The sequence below is a fragment of the Acinetobacter sp. Z1 genome (assembly GCF_024296945.1).
GTDB lineage: Bacteria > Pseudomonadota > Gammaproteobacteria > Pseudomonadales > Moraxellaceae > Acinetobacter > Acinetobacter beijerinckii.
On sequence record NZ_CP101115.1, the window covers coordinates 634548 to 656177 of the forward strand.

General features: G+C 39.0%; 19 protein-coding genes. 7 read left to right on the forward strand and 12 right to left on the reverse strand.

The features are described 5' to 3' along the window. Nucleotides 1-13: 13 nt before the first annotated feature. From NGC85_RS03045 to NGC85_RS03060, 4 genes are all read right to left on the reverse strand, one after another. Complete coding sequence (locus NGC85_RS03045) at nucleotides 14-874, reverse strand: lysophospholipid acyltransferase family protein (RefSeq protein WP_254804789.1); 861 nt, start codon at nucleotides 872-874, stop codon at nucleotides 14-16. 5 nt (nucleotides 875-879) lie between these two features. Next, on the reverse strand, nucleotides 880-1101 hold the full coding sequence (locus tag NGC85_RS03050; RefSeq protein WP_254804790.1) for a hypothetical protein: 222 nt from the start codon (nucleotides 1099-1101) through the stop codon (nucleotides 880-882). Nucleotides 1102-1220: 119 nt separating this feature from the next. Continuing rightward, nucleotides 1221-3002: an aspartate--tRNA ligase gene (gene aspS / locus NGC85_RS03055; protein WP_254804791.1), complete on the reverse strand. Its 1782-nt coding sequence runs from the start codon at nucleotides 3000-3002 to the stop codon at nucleotides 1221-1223. A gap of 148 nt (nucleotides 3003-3150) precedes the next feature. Beyond that, complete coding sequence (locus tag NGC85_RS03060) at nucleotides 3151-3915, reverse strand: DUF4184 family protein (protein WP_254805536.1); 765 nt, start codon at nucleotides 3913-3915, stop codon at nucleotides 3151-3153. Nucleotides 3916-4052: 137 nt separating this feature from the next. Here NGC85_RS03060 and znuD point away from each other — a divergent pair, with 137 nt between their 5' ends. The 3 genes from znuD (at nucleotide 4053) to NGC85_RS03075 (ending at nucleotide 8524) form a co-directional block, all read left to right on the forward strand. Further along, nucleotides 4053-6137, forward strand: a complete 2085-nt coding sequence (znuD, locus tag NGC85_RS03065) for a zinc piracy TonB-dependent receptor ZnuD (protein WP_254804792.1) — start codon at nucleotides 4053-4055, stop codon at nucleotides 6135-6137. A 78-nt stretch (nucleotides 6138-6215) separates the two neighbouring features. Further along, nucleotides 6216-7679, forward strand: coding sequence for a phospholipase D family protein (locus NGC85_RS03070; RefSeq protein ID WP_254804793.1), 1464 nt, complete (start codon nucleotides 6216-6218; stop codon nucleotides 7677-7679). Nucleotides 7680-7702: 23 nt separating this feature from the next. Continuing rightward, entirely contained in the window at nucleotides 7703-8524 is an 822-nt protein-coding gene (locus NGC85_RS03075) for a hypothetical protein (RefSeq protein WP_254804794.1), read from the forward strand. A gap of 83 nt (nucleotides 8525-8607) precedes the next feature. Here NGC85_RS03075 and NGC85_RS03080 read toward each other — a convergent pair whose 3' ends face one another. Further along, nucleotides 8608-9054 carry a hypothetical protein gene (locus NGC85_RS03080; RefSeq protein ID WP_005061464.1) on the reverse strand — a complete coding sequence of 149 codons (447 nt, stop codon included), beginning with the start codon at nucleotides 9052-9054 and terminating at the stop codon, nucleotides 8608-8610. Between the two features lie 171 nt (nucleotides 9055-9225). Between NGC85_RS03080 and NGC85_RS03085 the strand changes: the two genes are divergently transcribed. Beyond that, nucleotides 9226-9714, forward strand: a complete 489-nt coding sequence (locus NGC85_RS03085) for an RcnB family protein (protein WP_254804795.1) — start codon at nucleotides 9226-9228, stop codon at nucleotides 9712-9714. A 152-nt stretch (nucleotides 9715-9866) separates the two neighbouring features. Continuing rightward, on the forward strand, nucleotides 9867-10235 hold the full coding sequence (locus tag NGC85_RS03090; protein ID WP_005055944.1) for an RcnB family protein: 369 nt from the start codon (nucleotides 9867-9869) through the stop codon (nucleotides 10233-10235). Between the two features lie 39 nt (nucleotides 10236-10274). Here NGC85_RS03090 and NGC85_RS03095 read toward each other — a convergent pair whose 3' ends face one another. The 4 genes from NGC85_RS03095 to NGC85_RS03110 form a co-directional block, all read right to left on the reverse strand. Further along, nucleotides 10275-10772 (reverse strand): phosphate-starvation-inducible protein PsiE, encoded by a 498-nt coding sequence (locus NGC85_RS03095; RefSeq protein WP_005061467.1) that lies wholly within the window; start codon nucleotides 10770-10772, stop codon nucleotides 10275-10277. A gap of 220 nt (nucleotides 10773-10992) precedes the next feature. Beyond that, a complete protein-coding gene (locus NGC85_RS03100; RefSeq protein ID WP_254804796.1) occupies nucleotides 10993-12774 on the reverse strand; it encodes an acyl-CoA dehydrogenase C-terminal domain-containing protein in 1782 nt (593 codons plus the stop codon). 160 nt (nucleotides 12775-12934) lie between these two features. After that, the gene (locus NGC85_RS03105; RefSeq protein ID WP_254804797.1) at nucleotides 12935-14737 is read right to left on the reverse strand and encodes an acyl-CoA dehydrogenase C-terminal domain-containing protein; all 1803 of its coding nucleotides are present in this window, start codon (nucleotides 14735-14737) and stop codon (nucleotides 12935-12937) included. Between the two features lie 486 nt (nucleotides 14738-15223). After that, nucleotides 15224-15598 carry a heavy-metal resistance gene (locus NGC85_RS03110; RefSeq protein WP_254804798.1) on the reverse strand — a complete coding sequence of 125 codons (375 nt, stop codon included), beginning with the start codon at nucleotides 15596-15598 and terminating at the stop codon, nucleotides 15224-15226. A gap of 131 nt (nucleotides 15599-15729) precedes the next feature. Here NGC85_RS03110 and baeS point away from each other — a divergent pair, with 131 nt between their 5' ends. Beyond that, complete coding sequence (baeS, locus tag NGC85_RS03115) at nucleotides 15730-17400, forward strand: sensor histidine kinase efflux regulator BaeS (RefSeq protein ID WP_254804799.1); 1671 nt, start codon at nucleotides 15730-15732, stop codon at nucleotides 17398-17400. A gap of 45 nt (nucleotides 17401-17445) precedes the next feature. Next, on the forward strand, nucleotides 17446-18129 hold the full coding sequence (locus NGC85_RS03120; protein ID WP_005061478.1) for a response regulator: 684 nt from the start codon (nucleotides 17446-17448) through the stop codon (nucleotides 18127-18129). A 51-nt stretch (nucleotides 18130-18180) separates the two neighbouring features. Here NGC85_RS03120 and NGC85_RS03125 read toward each other — a convergent pair whose 3' ends face one another. The 3 genes from NGC85_RS03125 to NGC85_RS03135 all read right to left on the reverse strand — a co-directional run bounded on the left by NGC85_RS03125 (nucleotide 18181) and on the right by NGC85_RS03135 (nucleotide 21584). Beyond that, nucleotides 18181-19257, reverse strand: a complete 1077-nt coding sequence (locus tag NGC85_RS03125; protein ID WP_254804800.1) for a hypothetical protein — start codon at nucleotides 19255-19257, stop codon at nucleotides 18181-18183. Nucleotides 19258-19492: 235 nt separating this feature from the next. Next, nucleotides 19493-20074, reverse strand: coding sequence for a murein L,D-transpeptidase family protein (locus tag NGC85_RS03130; protein WP_254804801.1), 582 nt, complete (start codon nucleotides 20072-20074; stop codon nucleotides 19493-19495). Between the two features lie 67 nt (nucleotides 20075-20141). Then, nucleotides 20142-21584 carry a YdiU family protein gene (locus NGC85_RS03135; RefSeq protein ID WP_254804802.1) on the reverse strand — a complete coding sequence of 481 codons (1443 nt, stop codon included), beginning with the start codon at nucleotides 21582-21584 and terminating at the stop codon, nucleotides 20142-20144. Nucleotides 21585-21630: the final 46 nt, after the last annotated feature.

The window sequence follows — 21630 nt, forward strand, 5'->3', positions numbered from 1 at the left end:
TACTAAGTATATTTTAATAAAACTTAGTATCACCACCTCTAAACCTTTTATATCCCCACATATATTCTGTAGGAAAGCGATTAATCATTTGTTCAACGGCTTTATTTAATGCGGTTGTTGCAACTATGATATCGCGATCATACAGTTCAGGATCATTGAGATCATCGCAATAAACATCAAAGCCTTCGCCATCTTCACGACGAAAACAACTTAACCCAACTAAGCGGCATTGCGTTTTTTGCGCCATTTTACTTGCAAGCGTGCTAGTTAGACATGGGATTCCAAAAAAAGGAACGACTATACCACCAGAAGGCTGAGGAACATGATCGGGTAGAATGACGCTAAACCCACCTTGTTTCAAATTCTTAAATAGTGCTTTGACACCATTTGCATCGGTTGGAACAAGGGTTGCTTTCAATCTTTGACGCGCATGCAATGCAAAAGTATTAAATCCTGAATCTTTCATCGGTTTGTACATGATGGTTGGAATACCATATTGATGTACCCATGCATTCATCATTTCCCATGTACCGAGGTGAGGGGTGATAATCAATGCACCACGCGGATCACTTAATGCATTTGTTAACACATCTAACTGATGAACTGTCTTTATTTGCTCAATGCTCCATTCTGGAGGCATTGCCCAGCATTTTCCAGATTCAATATAGCTCAAACACTGTTTGGTAACGCTTTCTCTCGCAAGCTGCTCGCGTTCATTTTCTGGAATACTTGGATAAGCTAGACCCAGATTTACACGTGTTTTCCAAAGCATACTTTTATTCGGATTTTGATTAATAAAGTAAGCTGCCACTTTTGCGATACTGCGCAAAAATGCTAAAGGTAAAACACGAAGTAAAGTGATATAAAAAGACATTACGATTAATCTTGTTTGTTCGCGTTGCCTTTAAGCACCATGTAAATCAGTGCGACAAAAATCAGAAGTGCTCCGACTAAACTACTTACGCAAAAATATAAAATGCGTTCATTTGTAGTCATATTGAAGAGTTCATTTGCCAAGATGTAACGCATGAAAAACCATTGAGCAAGTGAAAAAATAATAATCACGATTGCATGTCGACGTACATCAGGACGCATTGCCATAAGACTGACCTCTCAATAAAAAGCAGCTTATTATGCCATTAGGACTGATATTCTCAAAGAAAAACTCGAATATAAAAAACCCTGCATAAAGCAGGGTTTTACCAAACAACAAACTGAATTTACTTTTCTTCAGCTTTTGGCTTTTCACGTAAGCGAATACCTAAGTCACGCAATTGATTTGCTTCAACTGGTGCAGGTGCTTGAGTTAATGGACATTCAGCAGTCTTGGTTTTCGGGAATGCAATGACATCACGAATCGACGATGCGCCTGTCATCAACATGATCAAACGGTCAAGACCAAATGCTAAACCACCATGAGGAGGAGCACCGTAGCGTAATGCATTGAGTAAGAAGCTGAATTTTTCCTCTGCTTCTTCTTCACCAATACCTAATGCTTCAAAGATTGCTTTTTGCATCTCTAAAGTATAGATACGCAGTGAACCACCGCCAACTTCTGTACCATTCAATACCATGTCGTATGCAACAGATAGAGCAGCGCCTGGATTGTTCTTCACCTCTTCAACACTTGATTTTGGCAGTGTGAATGGGTGATGAACAGAAGTCCATTTGCCATCATCAGTTTCTTCGAACATTGGGAAATCGACAACCCAAAGAGGAGCCCATTCACATGTTGTAAGATTCAAGTCATGACCGATTTTGACACGAAGTGCGCCCATCGCATCATTTACAACTTTGGCTTTATCGGCACCAAAGAACACGATGTCGCCATTTTCAGCACCTACACGTTTTAATAAATCGAGCACGATTGGTTCGATAAATTTAACGATTGGAGATTGTAAGCCTTCGATGCCTTTTTCAAGTTCATTGACTTTGATATAAGCCAAACCTTTCGCACCGTAGATGCCTACGAATTTAGTATATTCGTCGATTGCACTACGTGGTAATGAACCAGCACCTGGTACACGCAATGCGACGATACGACCTTTAGGGTCTTTTGCAGGACCAGCGAATACTTTGAACTCAACGTCTTGCATTAAGTCTGCAACGTCAACAAGTTTCAATGGAATACGCATATCTGGTTTGTCAGAAGCATAGTCGCGCATTGCATCGTTATAGGTCATACGTTCAAATTTATCGAATTTTACATTCAATAATTCGTTGAACATTTTAACCGTTAAACCTTCCATTAAATCCATGATGTCATCGTCACTCATGAACGATGTTTCAACGTCGATTTGGGTAAATTCAGGCTGACGATCCGCACGTAAATCTTCGTCACGGAAACATTTAGCGATTTGGTAATAACGATCAATACCACCGACCATTAACAACTGTTTGAACAATTGCGGTGATTGTGGAAGCGCGTAGAAACTGCCATTTGAAACACGGCTTGGAACTAAATAGTCTCGTGCGCCTTCAGGTGTTGCACGAGTCAAGATCGGTGTTTCAACGTCAAGGAAACCGTGGTCTTCGAAATAGTTACGAATTAAGTTTGTAACTTTAGAGCGGAAGCGTAAACGATCTAACATTTCTGGACGACGAATATCCAAGAAACGGTATTTCAAACGAATTTCTTCAGAAATATTGGTGTTTTCGTCATTCAATGGGAATGGCGGTGTTTCAGAAGCAGCAAGAACTTCGATTTCTTTCGCTAAGACTTCAATTTGACCACTCACCATATTGGCATTTTCAGTACCTTCATAGCGACGACGTACACGACCTGTAATTTTTAATACAAATTCAGAACGTGCTTTATCCGCAGTTGAAAATGCATCAGGTGTATCAGGATCAATAACCACTTGAACGAGACCATCGCGGTCGCGCATATCAAGGAAAATTACACCGCCATGATCACGACGACGATGAACCCATCCGCATAAAGTAACTGTTTGATCGATTTGGGCTTCAGTTAAAGAGCCACAGTAATGAGTGCGCATCATATTGAATTATTTATCCAAACTATATTGGCTAGACGGTGAATGCGTAAACAGCGCAGCACCAATGAAGGGGAGATTATGCCTTGTTGAACGTATAGTCTCAAGTCTTAATCTTTTCAAGCGGATTTTAAACATACGCTTTTAAATAAAACTATTCTAGGCGAGCATTTCGATCTAAGCATAATAGTATTAAACAAGATGCTGTAAATAAAATTAAAGCTGCTTGGCTGAATTCGTTGATCGATTTACCGATAAAAAAATATCGTTCGGTGTGCCAAAGCTCAGCGTGAATATGACGACTGTAGTCCCAAACAGAAAATAGTCCAAAAATTGTTGAAATGACTAAACTTATGATAATAAATAGTTTAATTTTTATAGGAGCAGCTTTCGGTTGTTTATACTGATGGTAATAGCTTTTACACATATAAAAGATAAAAGGCAAAGCGATAATTGATGAAGCGATTTGCAATATAAAATGTAGGGGATAGTCAATCCCGAACAAAGAAATCTGTTGTGCAAGCAAACTTTTAAATGCAAAAGTACGAAAGTCGAGATGGGTTAAACCATCCCAAATCAAATGCGTTGCTGTACCAATAATCACTGCAACACAACTCATTAGACTAAATGCGATAAAATTATCAAATGATTTAATGTTCAACGCGTGACGTATACCTAAAAAACGATAGATCACGGGGCGATAGATGAGATACCACAATAAGCAAAAGCATAAGCCAATTGGTAGATTTGGAAATAAAATCCCAGACCATTGATGCGTCAAGTCAATGCTCTGTTGTGTAAATAAGCGATACAGATCAGGGGTCATACAACCGATTGCCAATGCAGCTATAGGTAAATGACCTTTACTCAACTTTGATAATGGTGGCGCGAGAACAGCATGTGACAGCGTAAATGGCATAGCTTTGGCTAACGAACTCAATTCGAATCGTGGATATGCAGTTTAACAAATGAATTTTCTTGTACTGTTTTTTATTGCAAAATAAATGAAATGTTATAATATAACAATAATTTTGTAAGCTGATTCCGAGACACGGCATGTCATTTCCTAAAAATATATTGACTCTATCTATATTAGCAGTCGCATCTGTATCCTCATTTGCAGCAGAAAATGAGAAAGTTGAAACCTTAGAGACAATTAGAATTAAAGCCCATCCGCTTGAGCAAACCTCTAAAGACTTTGCTGTTGCAGATACAGTGGTGAATCAAAAACAATTACAACAAGGTGCTGTTACCGTCGGTGAGGCATTAAGCCAAGAAGTTGGGATTTATTCGAATCAATTTGGCGCAGGTTCAAGTCGACCTGTGATTCGTGGGCAAGATGGCGCACGCGTAAAAGTTTTACAGAACTCTTCTGAAAACATTGATGTTTCGACTTTATCACCTGACCATGCGGTGACGGTTGATCCAGCCTTGGCTAAACAGATTGAAGTCATTCGTGGACCATCTACTTTATTGTTCGGCGCAGGTACTGTTGGCGGTTTGGTCAATGTCAATGACAGCAAGCTTCCAACTGAAATGCCAGAGAAAGGCTATGAAGGAAATGTCGGTTTACGTTACAACACGGGCAGCGATGAAAAGCTTGCTAGCGCGGGTGTGACGGTTGGTTTGGGTGATCAAGTTGCATTACGTGTGGAAGGTTTAAAACGTGAGGCAAATGATTATATCGCGCCAGATTATTTTCACGAAGGCGAGAAAGAACGTCGTGTAGGTAATACTTTTGCTGAAGGGCAAACTGTAAATGTCGGTTTGTCATGGATTTATGATCGTGGTTTTACAGGTATTTCTTATAGCAATCGTAAAGATAAATACGGTTTACCTGGACATAGTCATGAGTACGAAAGCTGCAAAGCGCATCTCTCTGGTAAACCTCATTTACATTGTGGCGATGATGACCATGGACATGATCATGGTGACCACGACCACGAAGAAGATCACGACCACGATCATGACCATGCACATGAAGCAGGTCCTTGGATTGATTTGAAATCTGAACGTTATGATGTGCGTACAGAGTTGAATGATCCATTTGCAGGCTTTAAAAAACTACGTGCGCAAGCAAGTTATACTGATTATCAACATGATGAAATTGAAGAAGATACTATCGCAACACGCTTTAAAAACAAGGGCTATGACGGCCGTTTAGAGTTAGTCCATAATCCGTTGGGTCCTTGGGAAGGGGTCATTGGTACACAATATGGTCAGCAAAAATTAGAACTTACAGGTGAAGAAGCCTTTTTAGCACCAAATACCACGAAGAAGTGGAGTATTTTTGCTCTTGAGCATGCTCAATTTAATGATGTTCATGTCGAGTTAGCGGCTCGTGTAGATCAACAAAAGATTGATATTGAAGATTCGACTAAAAAAGATTTTGACGGTTCAGCTTTTTCTATTTCGGGTGCTGCCAACTGGGAGTTTGCGCCTAATTACAAACTTTCATTGGTCACTTCGCACCAAGAACGTTTACCTTTAGCGCAAGAGTTGTATGCGAATGGTGGACATTTTGCAACCAATACCTATGAATTGGGTAATGATCAATTGAAGAAAGAACAGTCCAATAATGTCGAACTTGGTTTGCACTATGACGATGATAAATTTGACTACCATTTCCATGTTTATCACAACTGGTTTGATGACTACATCTATGCGCAAACTCTAGATCGTTATGAGAATTTCCGTTTAGTACAATATGCTCAAGATAAAGCAAAATTCTATGGCGCTGAAGCTGAGGTAGGTTATCAAATTTCACCAATCTATAAACTTGGTGTGTTTGGTGATTATGTCCGCGGTAAGATCGACAATGAAAATGCACCTCGCGTACCAGCAGGACGTTTAGGAACAAAAGTAAATGCTGATTTTGGTGATGGTTTCAGCGGTTCGGCTGAGTACTATCATGTATTTAAGCAAGATAAGATCGCTGCTTATGAAACTGATACACAAAGCTATAATATGTTGAATCTTGGTGTGGCTTATTCTGGTAAGTACAGTAAATTGAGTGATTATCGTGTGTTCTTAAATGCGAATAATTTGCTAGATGATCAGGTTTACCAACATACTTCATTCTTATCTACCATTCCGCAAGTTGGACGTAACTTTACAGTTGGTGTGAATTTTAGTTTCTAATTTGTCACCTAAATCTTATTGAAAAATATAAGTATAAGCCCTAGCCTTAGACCATTAGGCTAGGGCTTTTTCTGTTATATGCGTATCTTCCAAAGAATTCATCAAAAATTAAACTGGTCAGGTCGACGTTACATGGCAGTCATATTGAGTATTTTTGCGATTGGGTATATTGCTTCTGCAATTTACCATACTGTAAAACCACTTCCGAAAGGGCTGGATTTTACGGGTCAGCTTCGCCATGCCAATGTGAAATTCCTAGCAGATCAAACCTATATCGATGCAAAAGATCAACAACAAGTTGACCAACATATTTTCAATGAGATGTTTAAGCTAATTGATGAGGCACAAACCACCATTGTGCTAGATATGTTCTTATTTAATCAGGAAGTAGGTGAATCCAAAGTTAAGCAGTTTCCACTGATGCAACAACTGACGGATGCACTCATTGTGAAGCGTACACTTAATCCTGCTATTCAAGTGGTCGTTATTACTGATCCAATCAATTCAGTTTATGGTGGGATCGTGCCTAAACATTATCGTCAGCTTCGCCAAGCAGGTGTGGACGTTATTGAAACTGATTTAAGACCTTTACGAGCATCCAATCCATTATGGTCGGGCTTTTGGTATATCTGCTGTCAAAATTTAGGCAATAACTCTGAAGGTGGTTGGTTAAGCAATCCTTTTGGAAAAGATAAAGTAACCTTACGTAGTTATTTAGAACTGCTCAATTTTAAAGCCAATCATCGTAAAACCTTGGTTGTCGATACTGCTGAAGGCTGGAAAAGTTTGGTGACTTCAGCCAATCCGCATGATGGTAGCTCGCATCATAGTAATGTTGCATTAGTGGTTGATGGTCCAATAGCAATTGATGTTCTGCAAACAGAACAAGCAGTCGCAAATATGTCTCATGGTTCAAGTCCATTTGTGATTATGGGTGGACTTACAGAAGACAAAAGCTTGCCGCAGGTTCAGGTTTTGACCGAAAAAGCGATTTATGATGCAACCTTAAAAATGATTCAAAATGCCAAACTGAATGAACATTTGGATATGGCAATGTTCTATTTATCTGAACGCAATATTATTGAAGCATTAAAACAAGCAAAACAACGTGGTGTAAATGTCCGTATCATGCTTGATCCAAATAAAGATGCGTTTGGCCGTCAAAAAAATGGTATTCCAAACCGACAAGTTGCATCAGAATTGAATGCTGCTGGTATTCCTATTCGTTGGTGTAATACGCGTGGCGAACAGTGCCACAGTAAAATGCTATTGAAATATAATGCTCAACAAGCGGAGCTGATGCTTGGTTCAGCAAACTTTACTGCACGAAATTTGAAAAATTATAATCTTGAAACGGATATGCGTGTCATTGGTTCGGTTCAAGCGCCTGTGTTTCAAGATGCAACAACTTATTTTAACTCCTCATGGACTAATGCAAACGGTCGTCAAATGACGGTTGATTACAAGCAATATGCAGATGAATCCAAAGCCAAATATTGGCTGTATCGTTTTATGGAATGGTCAGGTTTATCGACTTTTTAATTCAGTAAGTAGGATTCTATTGAATGGCGAAAATTAAACTGAATATCAAACTGAATATCAAACAAGATGAGCAACTTAGTTTGGTTGCTCATCAGTTAGTACATTACGCAGATATTGTAGATATTCAGAATTGGGATGAGCTTTTAGAGTGCTATTTTTCTATAAAAAAAGACGTTAAAGCAAAGAAAGTCTTTTTGGTTTTAGATGATCGATCGCAAGCTGAATATACTTCCATGCATGCGGTTGGAGATGAGCGGCTATATATTGATTATAGTGATGATCTTAAAGATATCGATGTGAATGATCCTAAATGGGAGCAAACTTACCAGAATGTTTGTATGCCAAAGCAATTGCAGCATTATATTCAACAGCTTCGCCGTATAGAAAATCAATGTGTGATAGAAGAGCTGTCTAAAAAAATGCAGCATTATGATGAGGATGATTTACAGGCTTTAATATATTTGAATCAAGATTTTGCTCCGTCTATGGATACGGAGATTGTGGTTAAAGTTGCTGAAATTGAGACTGAATCACTTAAAATAGCCATGATGCCGAATGGTTATTTTACTTGTGATTTTGATCCTTTTGAAAATTTTGCCATTATTCAACGCATGCAACACTATGGTTATGAGTTTATGGGGTTGGGTGCTGCGTTGTTAGGTTGGGTAAAAACAGATGAGTTTCGGGCTGAAAAAATTGAAGATTTAATGCAAGACTTGTCTGTGATCTATCCTCTAGATTCTGCTCATCAAATGGCATTAAAAAAGCTTATTTTAAAAAATAATTATTTGATTTTACCTTATTCTGAATCACCACAAGAATATTTAGGTTACAACTTAACCTAATTTAGAACCTGAGCTCAACAAGCAGAATTCAGAAGTTTATTTGACATTCCGCTTGTTGAAAGCAATACATAATCAGTAAAAAATTAAGGGCTTGGTGGCACCAACTGATCTAAATCCTTATCTGTTAACGTTTCAAGTTCACTCAGATCGGTTTTAATTTTCCACTGACTTTCATCATCCACTGGATTTGGCAAGCGTGCTTCTAACCAATCACAAACAACATCTGGATTAAACTCAGCATGGTTGCATTGAATGACCCAACCGAGAAAATCTTTTGCTTCCCCATTCATGTAGGGTGGGGGTGAAACAGGGAAAAACTGCGTGGGTAAACGCTCATTGGTCGATAAATAATTGAGTACATGTCCAAGCTCTTGAACTGTTTGCCATGCGAGTGGATGTTCAACATTAATATTGAATTTAAACCACCATGCATGTTGACCATCTGTACCATGTGCCACAATCAGTGATTCTTGCACACTTGGAACTTTACAAAAAAATTGATAGAGACGATCAAAATTCATTTCAGCCACAGATATTGCCTCAAAATCCAAAAACTGATTTTAACATATCTATCTATGTATATAGCTGCATGCTGTTTATCTATTGAATAGAACGGCTAATCTGAAAAAATATTATTACAACAGTCCTGTATATAATTTATTCTAAAATATAAAGATAGTCAGATTTTTAGGGAGATCATGATGAAGCAATCAAAAATATATTTTTACGGCTTGATGGGCGTGCTGAGCTATCTCCCTATAAGCACATTTGCTGATAATGCATGGGGTGGGTACAGTTCGGTTGAGCGCAGACCTTACCAGCAAGCACCTACTTATCAACAACCAGCACAAGATCCTTTTGCATTTTCAAATCAGCGTTACACACCGACTGCGCCCCCAAAAGGCTATTACTATCAACCAAATCAAAATAATTATTCCCATTATCCAAATCATCGTCCTGGCGTGCGTATTGAATATTATCCTGAGACTCAATATGAGCATCGTTATCGTAGAGAGTCGTTTGTGGTAGGGAATGAGTTGCCGAACGAGTTTCGCAGTGAACGTTACGTGATTGAGGATTGGAATTCTTATTCATTGCGAGAACCACCAAGAGGTCGGCACTGGGTGATGATTGAGGGACGTTATTTTTTAGTGACTGATGATAATTTCCGAATTGAGATTATCCGCTGATTTTAAATTAGGTTTATAAAAATTTAACAGGAAATGAATCTTCATAATTTCTTGGATTTCATTACAAAGCTTTGCAATGTCGTGTGTTTTATTCATGGTTTCTCCTTGAGTTTCTCTTAATCTGAACTCAGATCGAAACAAAGGATTAAACAATGAAAAAGACAGTCGTATTACTCGTATCATCTCTTATGCTTGGCATATCAGCCTCAGCGATGGCAGATTCTAATCGTTGGAATAATCACCACGATTATAAAGATCGCTATGAACAACGTTATGACAAACGTCATGATCATCGTGAACAACCTCGATGGTCTAAGGATGATCGAGGTCATCATTATGGTCAACGTATCAATTTCAAACGTGGTGAGCGATTACCGTCAGAATTCCGTAGTAATCGTTATGTCGTTTCTAATTATCGCTATCATCGTTTATATCAACCACCACGCGGTTACAATTGGATGCAAGTACAAGGCAAATATGTGTTGGTCGATTCTAAGTACAGAATTTATCGAGTTGGATAAATCAATCAATAAAAAAGCAGGCACAAAGCCTGCTTTTTTTTATGCGAGTTCATCATCTTGTGGTCGAGGTGTTTTATTTACTGGAACTTGTTGTTCTTGCTCTTTGCCTCGAATGACAGATGGATAATTCCATGAAGCAAAACGTACGATTAGAATGGCGAAAGCTAAAATTAAAATAGAACCTGTGATAATTACCAAATCCATAGATGCTTTATGATTATGTTGGATGTCTGCAATTAAAAGTCGAGTCAGTGCAGTTATTGCGACATAAATCAAAAAACGCACAGGCATATGATTGGTTTTAAAATAAATTCCAACCATTGCACCTAGCTCAAGATAAATAAAGAGCAATAAAATGTCGTCAATGGTTGCATATTGCTTAACTGTTAAAATATCAATAACTGTATGTACTGCTGACCATGCGACCATACAGCCAATAATAAACAATGCCAAATAATGGAATGCTTCAACGGCATAGTGACCGAAGCGATCGAAAAGACGCTGTAAGTTTTCAAGTTTCTGTTTTGAATTGGACATATGGATGGAATAATCTTTGGGGATGTCGAGAATATACAGCAAATTTCGTGCACAAAACGTAGTGAAACTTATGGAATCTAAATGAAAGGATAAATGTTTTGAAATTTAGATTATTTACAATCGGTATTGTTTTTATATAAAGTCAGCTAAATATTAAAGTTCTGAATCATTGAAATAAAAAAGCGTCTGAATATTCAGACGCTTTTTTCTGCTTAAAGCATTAAGCTTGGTTTGTGAAGTAATCTTCGCTGAAGTTCATGATCAAGTCAGAACCCGCTTTGATTTTTGCTAAACGAGAGTCGATTTCAGGTAAGATGCGATCGACGAAGTATTGTGCTAAAGCAAGTTTGTTTTGATAGAAATCACCAGACTTATCTTTTGCCGCAGCTGAGATTTTAGCAAACATATATGCGAAGCTGAGTAAACCAACTGCATGTAAGTAATCTACTGCAGCAGCATTCGGGAAGTCTACATTTTCAGCAGCTTGCTCAATGATGAACTGAGTGATTGCTTCAATTTCAGTTGCAGCGTCTAAAGTTGCATCTTTAATGAAGTTTAAATCAGTATCTAATGCATTGGCAAAATCACGGATTTCAGTGATGTACTCTGCGATGAAAGCACCACCACATTTAATGGTTTTACGACCAATTAAATCTTGAGATTGAACGCCGTTTGTACCTTCGTAAATCTGAGCAATACGAAGATCACGGATACATTGTTCCATACCCCATTCACGAATATAACCATGACCGCCAAATACCATTTGAGCATCTAAGGTTGCTTGGAAGGCAGTATCAGTGAGATATGCTTTTGCAATTGGCGTTAATAGAGCGACACGGTCATTGGCTTTTTTAACAGCTTCAGCATCAGTTGAGAATTTAGTGATGTCGAGTTGTTGACCAACGTACACTGCAAATGCACGAGAAGCTTCATTATTGGCACGTACGTTGAGCAACATGCGACGTACATCACCATGCACTAAAATGCTATCAGCAGGTTTGTTTGGAGATTGAACACCAGCAGCGCTACGACCTTGTAAACGATCAGTCGCGTATTGTGCTGCATTTTGATAAGCAAATTCAGAAGCACCCAGACCTTGGATACCCATTGACAAACGTTCATAGTTCATCATTACGAACATCGCAGCCAAACCTTCGTTTTCTTTACCAACGAGGTAGCCTTTCGCACCGTCAAAGTTCATTACACATGTTGCAGAGGCTTTGATCCCCATTTTATGTTCGATAGAACCAGGACCAACAGGGTTGCGTTCACCCAGTGAACCATCTTCATTTAACAGGAACTTAGGTACGATGAATAACGAGATACCACGTGAACCCGCAGGAGCATTTGGTGTTTTCGCAAGTACAAGGTGAATAATGTTTTCAGCTAGATCGTTATCGCCGCCAGTGATGAAGATTTTAGTACCTGTAATATGGTAGGTACCATCTTCATTTGGTTCAGCTTTAGTTTTAATAATCCCTAAATCTGTACCTGCATGTGGCTCAGTTAAGCACATGGTGCCTGACCATTCGCCTGAGTAGATTTTAGGTAAATAAGTTTCTTTTTGCTCTTGTGAAGCATAGCTGTTTAAAGCCATACCTGCACCAACAGAAAGAAGCGGGTAGAGCATGAATGAAGGATTCGTTGCGAATAACATTTCATCAGAGAGTACAGTCAGCATCTTAGGCATTGCCTGACCGCCCCATTCTTCATCTGCACCTAAGCCGATCCAACCACCTTCAGCGTATTGACGGAAAGCTTCTTTAAAACCAGCTGGTGTGAAAACTTCGCCATTTTCCCAACGTGCGCCTTCTTCATCACCTGTACGGTTAAGTGGGTGAGTGACGTTTTGGGCAAATTTAGCCATTTCTTCTAAAATTGCTTCAGCGGTTGCGGCATCTACATGAGCAAGTTTCTCATTAGACTGCCAAAATTGTTCTGCTTTAAATACATCATTTAAGATGAATTTCATGTCTGCTAAAGGAGCATTGTAAATTGGCATAATCGTTCCCTTCTACGCACAGGTCATGTGCAAAGTGATCAAATAAAACGAACAAATAAATGAATAAGGTAAATTTAGCATTGATTAAACAAAAAAAGGACGGTCAAAACTGACCAGTCCTTTTTTTGTGATGAACGTTGCATCTCATTCTAATCTATGATTAGAACGCGAAGTGTTCCGCATCAAGTTCAAACAATGGCGCTACGCCAGTTGAAAGAACATCTACATGTGAGCGAACACGTGGCAAGATCTTCTTGAAGTAGAAGCGAGCAGTGGTCACTTTTGCATTGTAGAAGTCAACTTCAGTTGAACCTTCAGCCAATTTCTCTTGAGCAACAAGTGCCATACGCGCCCATAAGTAAGCAAGCGTTACATAACCAGAGAAGTATAAGTAGTCAACCGCAGCTGCACCCACTTCATCAGGATTTTGCATTGCACGCATACCGATTTGCATGGTGATATCGCCCCATTCTTTGTTTGCAGCAGCCAATGGTGCAATGAATTCTTGCATTGCAGCATTGTCTTTGTTTGCTTCAACAAATTTATGGATGATCTTAGTGAAATCTTTAAGCATTGCACCTTGAGTTTGCAACACTTTACGACCTAACAAATCAAGCGCTTGGATTTCAGTAGTACCTTCGTATAAGCAAGCAATACGTGTATCACGTACGATTTGCTCCATACCGTGCTCAGAAATAAAGCCGTGACCACCAAATACTTGCACACCATGCTTCGCAGATTCAGAACCGGTTTCAGTTAAGAATGCTTTAGCAATTGGAGTTAACAAAGATAAGATGTTGTCAGCAAACTTACGTTCTTCTTCAGTTTCGCCTTTTTCAACGATATCTGCATACTGAGCCAATAAATAAACTAGTGCACGACCACCTTCAGCAAATGCTTTTTGAGTTAAAAGCATGTTACGGACAGCAGGGTGAACAATAATTGGATCTGCTTCTTTTTCAGGCGCTTTAGGACCTGAAAGTGAGCGCATTGCTAAACGATCTTTCGCATATGCTAAAGCACCTTGGAAAGAGCCTTCAGATGCAGCAAGACCTTGAACTGCCGTACCAATACGTGCAGTGTTCATGAATGTGAACATGCAGTTTAGACCGCGGTTTTCTGGTCCAATCAAGTAACCTTTTGCTTTATCAAAGTTGATTACGCAAGTTGCGTTACCATGGATACCCATTTTGTGTTCGATCGAACCACAACGTACAGCGTTACGCTCGCCAACTGAACCGTCAGCATTTACAAGGAACTTAGGTACGATGAAGAGAGAAATACCTTTAGTGCCTTTAGGTGCACCTGGTAAACGTGCAAGAACGATGTGAACGATGTTGTCCGCCATGTCATGTTCACCAGCAGAGATAAAGATTTTCTCGCCAGAAATTGCATAGCTACCATCATCATTTGGTTCTGCTTTAGTACGAATAATACCTAAGTCTGAACCAGCATGAGATTCTGTTAAGCACATGGTACCTGTCCAAACACCTGATACAAGGTTTGGCATATAAGTCGCTTTTTGCTCATCAGAACCGTGGTGTTCAATTGTACGAACAGCACCATGAGAAAGACCTGGGTACATACCCCAAGACCAGTTTGCTGTACCCACCATTTCAGAGATCGAAATCCCTAATGAGTTTGGTAATGCTTGACCGCCAAACTCTTCATCAGCAGAAAGAGAAGGGAAGCCTAATTCGATATATTTTTGATACGCTTCTTTAAAGCCTGTAGGTGTAGTAACAACACCATCATTCCAAGTACAACCTTCACGGTCGCCTGTTTGATTAATTGGAGAAAGTTCATTCTCACAAAAATCAGCCGCTGCTTCTAGATATTGATCAACCAATTCACGGCTTACTGTGTCTTGAAATGCAGGAAGTTTCGCGTAATGTGCTTCAGCGTTTAATAATTCGTGCAATACGAACTGCATATCACGTAAGGGTGCTTTGTATTGTGGCATAGCGGGTTCCTCAATACTGGTTAAACCAGAGTTATAATCTTAGTCAATGATAAATGTGCCCAATGGCACCATTTTGTACTGCTAATCGTGCAACAAGTTATAGTTCGGTACAAGCTATTACAGGTCATTTCTTAGTGACTGTGAAGTCAAAGATTGTCGTGTTGCCTGTATAAGCGCTTAGATTGTATGTGGTTTTTAAGATTTTTTCTCATTTTGCTAATTGAAAATCGTAAGCAGCTGTGTAATGACTGATTTAGTCTAAATTTGGATAAAAAAAAGAAATGAATTCTTATGAATTGTTAAATATATTTACGAATGAAAGAAAAATTAAAAAAATTTAAAATCATGGCGTTGATTGCATTTAAATAAGAATTTTAATGAAATAATTCAAGGTATAAGTTTTATTTTATCAATCTAAATCGCAGTGGAACACCAATTTTAAAAGTTAAAAAAAAGGCGCTTAAAAGCGCCATGAGGAAGAGGGGATTAGCTTGTTGGGTTGGTTTGACGTTTGAACTGAGATTTATCTGGGGTAAAACGAACGTCGCAAGTTCCCTCAATGATGCGATTATTCCATTGAACATTAACTTTTTCGCCAATACGTTTACCTTGACAGGCTTTTTCAATTTGAGCTTTTTGAGCTTGATGTTGCTGGCGCATTTGATCACGTTGTTCTAAACGCTGCTCACGTTTTGCTTGCCATTCGGCACGTTGTTCTGGTGTCAGCGGAGCGCGTTGCATATTATGACGTTGATGATCGTGTTTCATTGCTTGGTCTGTAGGTGGGGTTGATTGGCAGGCCGCCAAACCCAAAGCAGAACCGAGCAGAGTTGTCATAAGTACAATTTTGGTCTTATTCATTGTTTTATCCAGCGTGATCAGTTGAGATTTGATCATTAAAGATTAGATAATAAAGATGAAGAAACAATGGAGAGTTTTTTTCGACCATGTTGGTTACAATCCATAAATAGAACACTATTGAGATTCTGCATTTGAATGTTCGTCGCGTGCCCTTAGCCTTACGCTTGTTTTTAACTGTTTTATTGACCACTTTGCTCATCGCAACGATTAGCTTAGGTATTTTGCATTGGACTATGCAAAAGAACTTTGCACGTTATGTGGCTGATGTGGAAATGCAAAAATTGGATCGACTGATTGCTAACTTAGGTAATGTCTATACGGTTTATCACGATTGGGGCAATGCGATTCAGGCGCAGATTTTACAAATTGAAGGGACTGCTGCACCCGACGACTATGATCGACTTTCTCAGTGGTGGTTACGTCGCCAATATGATATTGCTTTGCAGCAACGTTACTTCAATGATCACACGCTACTCAGTCTATCTCCAACCTTAGCGCAAAATAATACTGAAATTAAAAATCGCCAAATCTTTAATGATGAAGAGTTAAAAATATTAAAACTGAATTTACCCTCAGAATATCAACCCTTTGAAGGTTTGCGTTTTCCGTTGAGTCCAAGTCAATTTCGCTTAAAAAAAGAAGCGAATGACTCGAAGCAAGCGGTTAGTTCGAACAATAATCAGAACCATGTGAAAAAACAATTTGTCTCCATTCCAGATCGTTTAGGATTGAGTTCTCGATTGTCTTTGTATGATGACAAACAGCAATTTATTGTAGGTGAGCCTGCGAGCGATCAACTTTCATTTCGTCCGATTGTTGTCGGGGAAAAAGTGGTTGGTTATTTAGGTTTGAAACCTGTTTTAGATCAGGATGATGCATCAAGTATTAACTTCTTTAGTAATCAAAAGCGTTATCTATTTTTGGTTTATGTGCTCACTGTATTATCTAGTTTAGTTGCTGCATTATTAATGGCGACCTATTTTAAAAAGCCAATTCAACGTTTGCTTAATGCCACTTTAGAATTAACTCGCGGAAACTATCAACATCAAGTGAAGATTAGACGGAATGATGAGTTGGGTGATTTGTCAAACCAAATCAATAATTTGTCTGATATTTTACATCAACACGAAGAATCTCGTCGGCAATGGGTTGCGGACACGTCACATGAATTAAAAACCCCTTTAGCGGTTTTACAAGCTCAGATTGAGGCGATGCAAGACGGCATTCGTAAAGCCACGCCAGAACATTTAAGTGCCATGATGAGACAAGTGTCAAGTTTGAAAAAGTTGACTCAAGATTTGGCGGATTTAGCACAAGCTGATGCTCAACAACTGAAATGTTATTTTGCTGAGGTCAATCCTTGGGAAGTGGTGTTACAGGAAGCTGAGAACTTTAAGTCGACCTTTGAGCAAAACCAACTCGAAGTTTTGCTTTCAGGTGAAGGTTTGATTTTGTCTTTAGATCGCGATCGCTTTAAACAAATTATTGTCAATTTATTAGGTAATTGCGTTCGATATACAGAGCAAGGTGGAAAGATACAGATTCATACTCAACAAAATGAGCAACAATGGATATTGTATGTGGATGACAGTCCGTTTGGTTTAAATGACGAGCAACTGGCGCGCTTAGGCGAACGTTTTTATCGTGTTGATGATTCTCGTACACGGAGTACGGGTGGTACAGGTTTAGGTTTAGCGCTGTCATGTAAATTGGCGCAAGCATTAGGTGGCTCACTCACATTTGAACATTCACCATTAGGTGGATTACGTTGTGTACTGACTTTTCCAAAATCAATTAAATAACTTTTAGCTCCTCTGATGTTGAGGATGATAGATAGGATGAAAACCATGAAACACATTATGTTGGTTGAAGATGAAGTTGAACTGGCACAGTTGGTTCGTGATTATTTGGAAGCTGCTGGTTTTGAAGTGAGCATGTTTCATGATGGTCAAGATGCTTATGCTCAGTTTCAGCAGCGCAAACCAAATTTGATGATTTTGGATCTTATGGTACCGCGTATGGATGGCTTAACGATTTGCCGTAAAGTGCGTGAACAGTCTGATTTACCGATTATCATGGTGACTGCGAGAACAGAAGAAATTGATCGTGTTTTAGGATTAAATATGGGTGCAGATGACTATATCTGTAAGCCATTTAGCCCGAAAGAATTGGTTGCTCGTGTGCAAGCGGTGTTACGCCGTTTAGAGCGTAAGGCTGAACCAGAGCAAAATGATTTATTCCGTATTGATAAAGCTCAACAACGAATTTGGTATCAACAAAAAGCGTTGACTTTAACGCCAACAGAGTTCCGTTTATTAGAATTATTCTTAGAACATTTAGGTCAAGTCTATTCACGCGCACAGTTGTTGGATCATATTAATCCAGATAGTTTTGATGTGGCAGACCGTGTCATCGATAGCCATATTAAGAATCTACGTCGTAAAATTACTGAAGCTGCTGAAACAGGTAATCGACATGAGTGGATTCAGGCTGTTTATGGTGTTGGCTATCGTTTTGAATATCCAGAATAAATTAATATAAGCGCTTGCCTTATGACCTTGATAAGGCAAGCCTAATGAAATTTAGAAACAGACCAAAAAGCACATAATTTGTGATTTATCTAAACTTACATTTATTGTGTCTCCATCTTTCAATATTTTGACAGGTTTCTCGAAAGAAGTTCCTTCTTTCACAATATAGTTCCAGCGTGCAATTTGGTCGTTTGAGCCGACATATTGATTCCCCACATAAACATCAGTTCGTCCAACGACTTCGGTATGGCTGACATTTTTTTCATATGAAAAGTTTGCAATCAGTATGTAATCGCCAGCAGGCAAGTTTGTGAATTTGAAACGACCTTGATTATCTAAAATACGTGTCGACATGAAATGCTTGAGAATCGATTCAGGTATGTGCGTAGGAAGTTTCTGATTACGTTTGACTTGCTCATACCATGTTTTAAATTCGTCTGTCATCCAGATCAAACCCACTGCTTGACTGTCTTTTGGTGGATATTGTTTCTTTGCAAGTACAGCACCTTTATAGAATGCTTGACCTGTAATAGTAGAATGACCGACTGGACGAATTTCTGCGGTTGCTTGTTTTAATGATTTGATCTTAACTACTTTACCAGAGAGACAATCTTGCATCGCTGTGCGTGCTTGAGCAAGACCTTCATAGTTCAGCGTGTAAATAGTGGCATCATTCAATTTTAACTGCATATCTTTTTCTTGATCACGCATGGATTTAAGCGTTTGTTGAATATCTCCTGTATTCACTGCGAGCATGCCTACGTTTGAACTTGGCAAAAGTTGGGCTTTTAATGCGGTCGGTGCTAAATTTTGTTGTCTAAGTTGGATCTGCATTTCTGCTGGAGCAAGTGTTGTAGGAATACTTTTAGCCTGAAATAAAATCGTTGCATGTGAAGACTGTTTTGTTGCACCAAAAATAGAAAAACTGGTTTGGGTATCTTTTGCCGATATAAATTGAATCGCGCAGTTGTATTTGGGTTGATTTAAATCCTGTTTCAACATCCAAACCCCGAGAGCTGATCGAGAAATCACTTGAGTATCTTGATCAGACATGGGCATGGCATGTGCGAAATGAAAACCTGACAGCATACAAATCAAAATTGTTGTAATTAAATTTTTTTGAGACATCTCTAAATCCCCTCGATCAGATTGAGTTTATCTTCTCATATTTTTTTCGTTTAGATTTTTGAATATTTGAAAAGCATGACTTACGAATTTGATAAATAATGCGTCAGTCATTTGGTAGCATGTGAATCGCTTACTTGTCATTAAAATGTATTCGTATGCCGATATAGAGATTTATTCTTTTATCCTGTGGATAACCACAGTATTATCCACAGAAAATGTGGATAATTTTAAAGAATTATGGATAAATATTGATCTTTGTATTGTTGGGTACTAATGACCAAATTTCATCCATATCTGCATTAGTTACAGCGATACAACCCAAAGTCCAGTCTTTACGAGGCATGTAGGTTGCACTTGCTGCAAATGAAGTTGCACGTTTAGGCACTGTTCCGTGAATCATGACATCACCGCCTGCGGATTTCTGATGCTGTTCAGCATAAGCCTTATCTTTGGTATTCGGATAGGAGATATGCAAAGATTTATAGTAAGCACTTTGAGGATTGCGCCAATCAATAGTATAGCTACCTTCAGGTGTTTTACCATCGCCTTCAAACTGTTTATGCCCAATAGGATCAAAACCCAAACGAATCGGGTAGCTTCTGATCAACGCATCATGATGTTTGAGTTGTAAAACTCTTTGGCTTTTATAAACCTCAATGGATGTGACTGGTTTAGTTTGATTGAGCCGTTGTATATCTGCGATTGAAAGCGGTTTATGGGGTTTTATGGACGTTGGTAAGAACTTTTCAAATTTATAAAAAGCTAAGCCAACTAAAACAATCAGCAGTGCAAATCCAACAGCAAGTCCTAGCTTCATAATTTATCTTCTGATGAAAGTTCGCTTGAGCTGCAATCGCAGTACAAAAAACTCAACCTAGTCATATTTAAGATGAACAACTAACAGAAATTTCAGGAACATCACTTGGTAATGGGGCAGTGTCTTGCTCAACTTCTAAATCTAATTGTTGTGTATAGGGCTGATTAAGTAATTTAAATAAACGATCAACCTCACTAAAATCACCACGCTCCGCAAGCTCAATTGCTTTCTGCGCCATATGATTACGCAGAATATAGTGCGGATTTGCTTTTCGCATATTTTGATCTAACTCTTCAGTATTCTGATGTTCACGAATCGATTGATACTGTTGAAGAAAGCTATCGAATTGTCGTATATCCAAGCAATCATCACGCAGTGCTTTATATTCTTGGTTTTGTAAACGAAGAAAGCTTTGGGTATAGTCGAGTTGTTCTGCTTGCAAGATCCTCAAGAAAGCAAAACTACAATCGAGACTATCCTTATGAAAATGTGGAACTCCCATCTTTTCACACAAGCCTTGCCCATAGTGTTCTAAAAAAATGGGTTCAAATTTTTCCAAACATTTTGCTAAATCTTGTTTAAATTGTTCTTTATGCTCAGGTGTTGTTAGAGCAATTAAATTATTCAACCATGTCCACAGATTCCAATGACCAACACTTGGTTGGTTTTGGTATGTATAGCGACCTTGATAGTCAGAATGGTTATTGATCCAATTTGGACGGAAACGCTCCATAAAACCGTATGGGCCAAAATCTAAGGTTGAACCTGTGATATTGAGATTATCAGTATTCATTACACCATGTGCAAAACCGACTAATTGCCATTTGGCAATCATCATCGCAGTACGCTCAATTACTTTTTCAACGAACGCGAGAATAGGCTGTTCCGCTTCTAGACATTCTGGATAGTGCCATTCGATACATTTCTGCGTGAACTCTGCTAAAAGCTCAGGGGCATATTGATTAATCCACTCAAAATGACCGAAACGAATATGACATTCTGAAGTGCGCAACAACATTGCGCCGAGTTCTAAGGTTTCACGCTGTACACCCTGCGTTGAAGTGGTGAAACCGACTGCATGACTTGAAGCAACACCCAAAGCATTTAATGCATGTCCTGCTAAATATTCTCGAATGACTGAACGAAGTACGGCACGACCATCACCCATACGCGAGTAGGGAGTAGACCCAGCACCTTTCAAGTGTAAATCGATCGTCTCACCATACTTATTGAGTATTTGTCCGATTAATAAACCACGACCATCACCCAATTGTCCTGCCCATTGCCCAAACTGATGACCTGCGTAAACCATCGCTAAAGGTGGGAAGTCGGTGAAGGTTTTTTGTCCGCTACAAATTTCAACCCAGTTCGCTTTATCTTCTTCACTCCACTGTAATTCATCCGCTAAACTTTCATTAAAATGACCAGCTTTGGCACCACGTAAAGGGCTTGGTTGTTGTTGATGATAAAGCTTTGGATTAAGTGAAGAATAGCGTGGATTAAAATGCATAAGTTCATTATCGGACTTAGAGGGTAGATAAGGACTATAACAAATT

Excerpts from the sequence above, each read along its gene's own strand:
- NGC85_RS03120 (WP_005061478.1), top strand. The coding sequence starts at position 17,446 with ATGAAACACATTATGTTGGTTGAAGATGAAGTTGAACTGGCACAGTTG.
- NGC85_RS03130 (WP_254804801.1), bottom strand. The coding sequence starts at position 20,074 with ATGAAGCTAGGACTTGCTGTTGGATTTGCACTGCTGATTGTTTTAGTT.
- NGC85_RS03090 (WP_005055944.1), top strand. The coding sequence starts at position 9,867 with ATGAAAAAGACAGTCGTATTACTCGTATCATCTCTTATGCTTGGCATA.
- aspS (WP_254804791.1), bottom strand. The coding sequence starts at position 3,002 with ATGATGCGCACTCATTACTGTGGCTCTTTAACTGAAGCCCAAATCGAT.
- NGC85_RS03100 (WP_254804796.1), bottom strand. The coding sequence starts at position 12,774 with ATGCCAATTTACAATGCTCCTTTAGCAGACATGAAATTCATCTTAAAT.
- NGC85_RS03135 (WP_254804802.1), bottom strand. The coding sequence starts at position 21,584 with ATGCATTTTAATCCACGCTATTCTTCACTTAATCCAAAGCTTTATCAT.
- NGC85_RS03060 (WP_254805536.1), bottom strand. The coding sequence starts at position 3,915 with ATGCCATTTACGCTGTCACATGCTGTTCTCGCGCCACCATTATCAAAG.
- NGC85_RS03075 (WP_254804794.1), top strand. The coding sequence starts at position 7,703 with ATGGCGAAAATTAAACTGAATATCAAACTGAATATCAAACAAGATGAG.
- znuD (WP_254804792.1), top strand. The coding sequence starts at position 4,053 with ATGTCATTTCCTAAAAATATATTGACTCTATCTATATTAGCAGTCGCA.
- NGC85_RS03045 (WP_254804789.1), bottom strand. The coding sequence starts at position 874 with ATGTCTTTTTATATCACTTTACTTCGTGTTTTACCTTTAGCATTTTTG.
- NGC85_RS03070 (WP_254804793.1), top strand. The coding sequence starts at position 6,216 with ATGCGTATCTTCCAAAGAATTCATCAAAAATTAAACTGGTCAGGTCGA.
- NGC85_RS03095 (WP_005061467.1), bottom strand. The coding sequence starts at position 10,772 with ATGTCCAATTCAAAACAGAAACTTGAAAACTTACAGCGTCTTTTCGAT.
- NGC85_RS03105 (WP_254804797.1), bottom strand. The coding sequence starts at position 14,737 with ATGCCACAATACAAAGCACCCTTACGTGATATGCAGTTCGTATTGCAC.
- NGC85_RS03110 (WP_254804798.1), bottom strand. The coding sequence starts at position 15,598 with ATGAATAAGACCAAAATTGTACTTATGACAACTCTGCTCGGTTCTGCT.
- NGC85_RS03085 (WP_254804795.1), top strand. The coding sequence starts at position 9,226 with ATGAAGCAATCAAAAATATATTTTTACGGCTTGATGGGCGTGCTGAGC.
- NGC85_RS03125 (WP_254804800.1), bottom strand. The coding sequence starts at position 19,257 with ATGTCTCAAAAAAATTTAATTACAACAATTTTGATTTGTATGCTGTCA.
- NGC85_RS03050 (WP_254804790.1), bottom strand. The coding sequence starts at position 1,101 with ATGGCAATGCGTCCTGATGTACGTCGACATGCAATCGTGATTATTATT.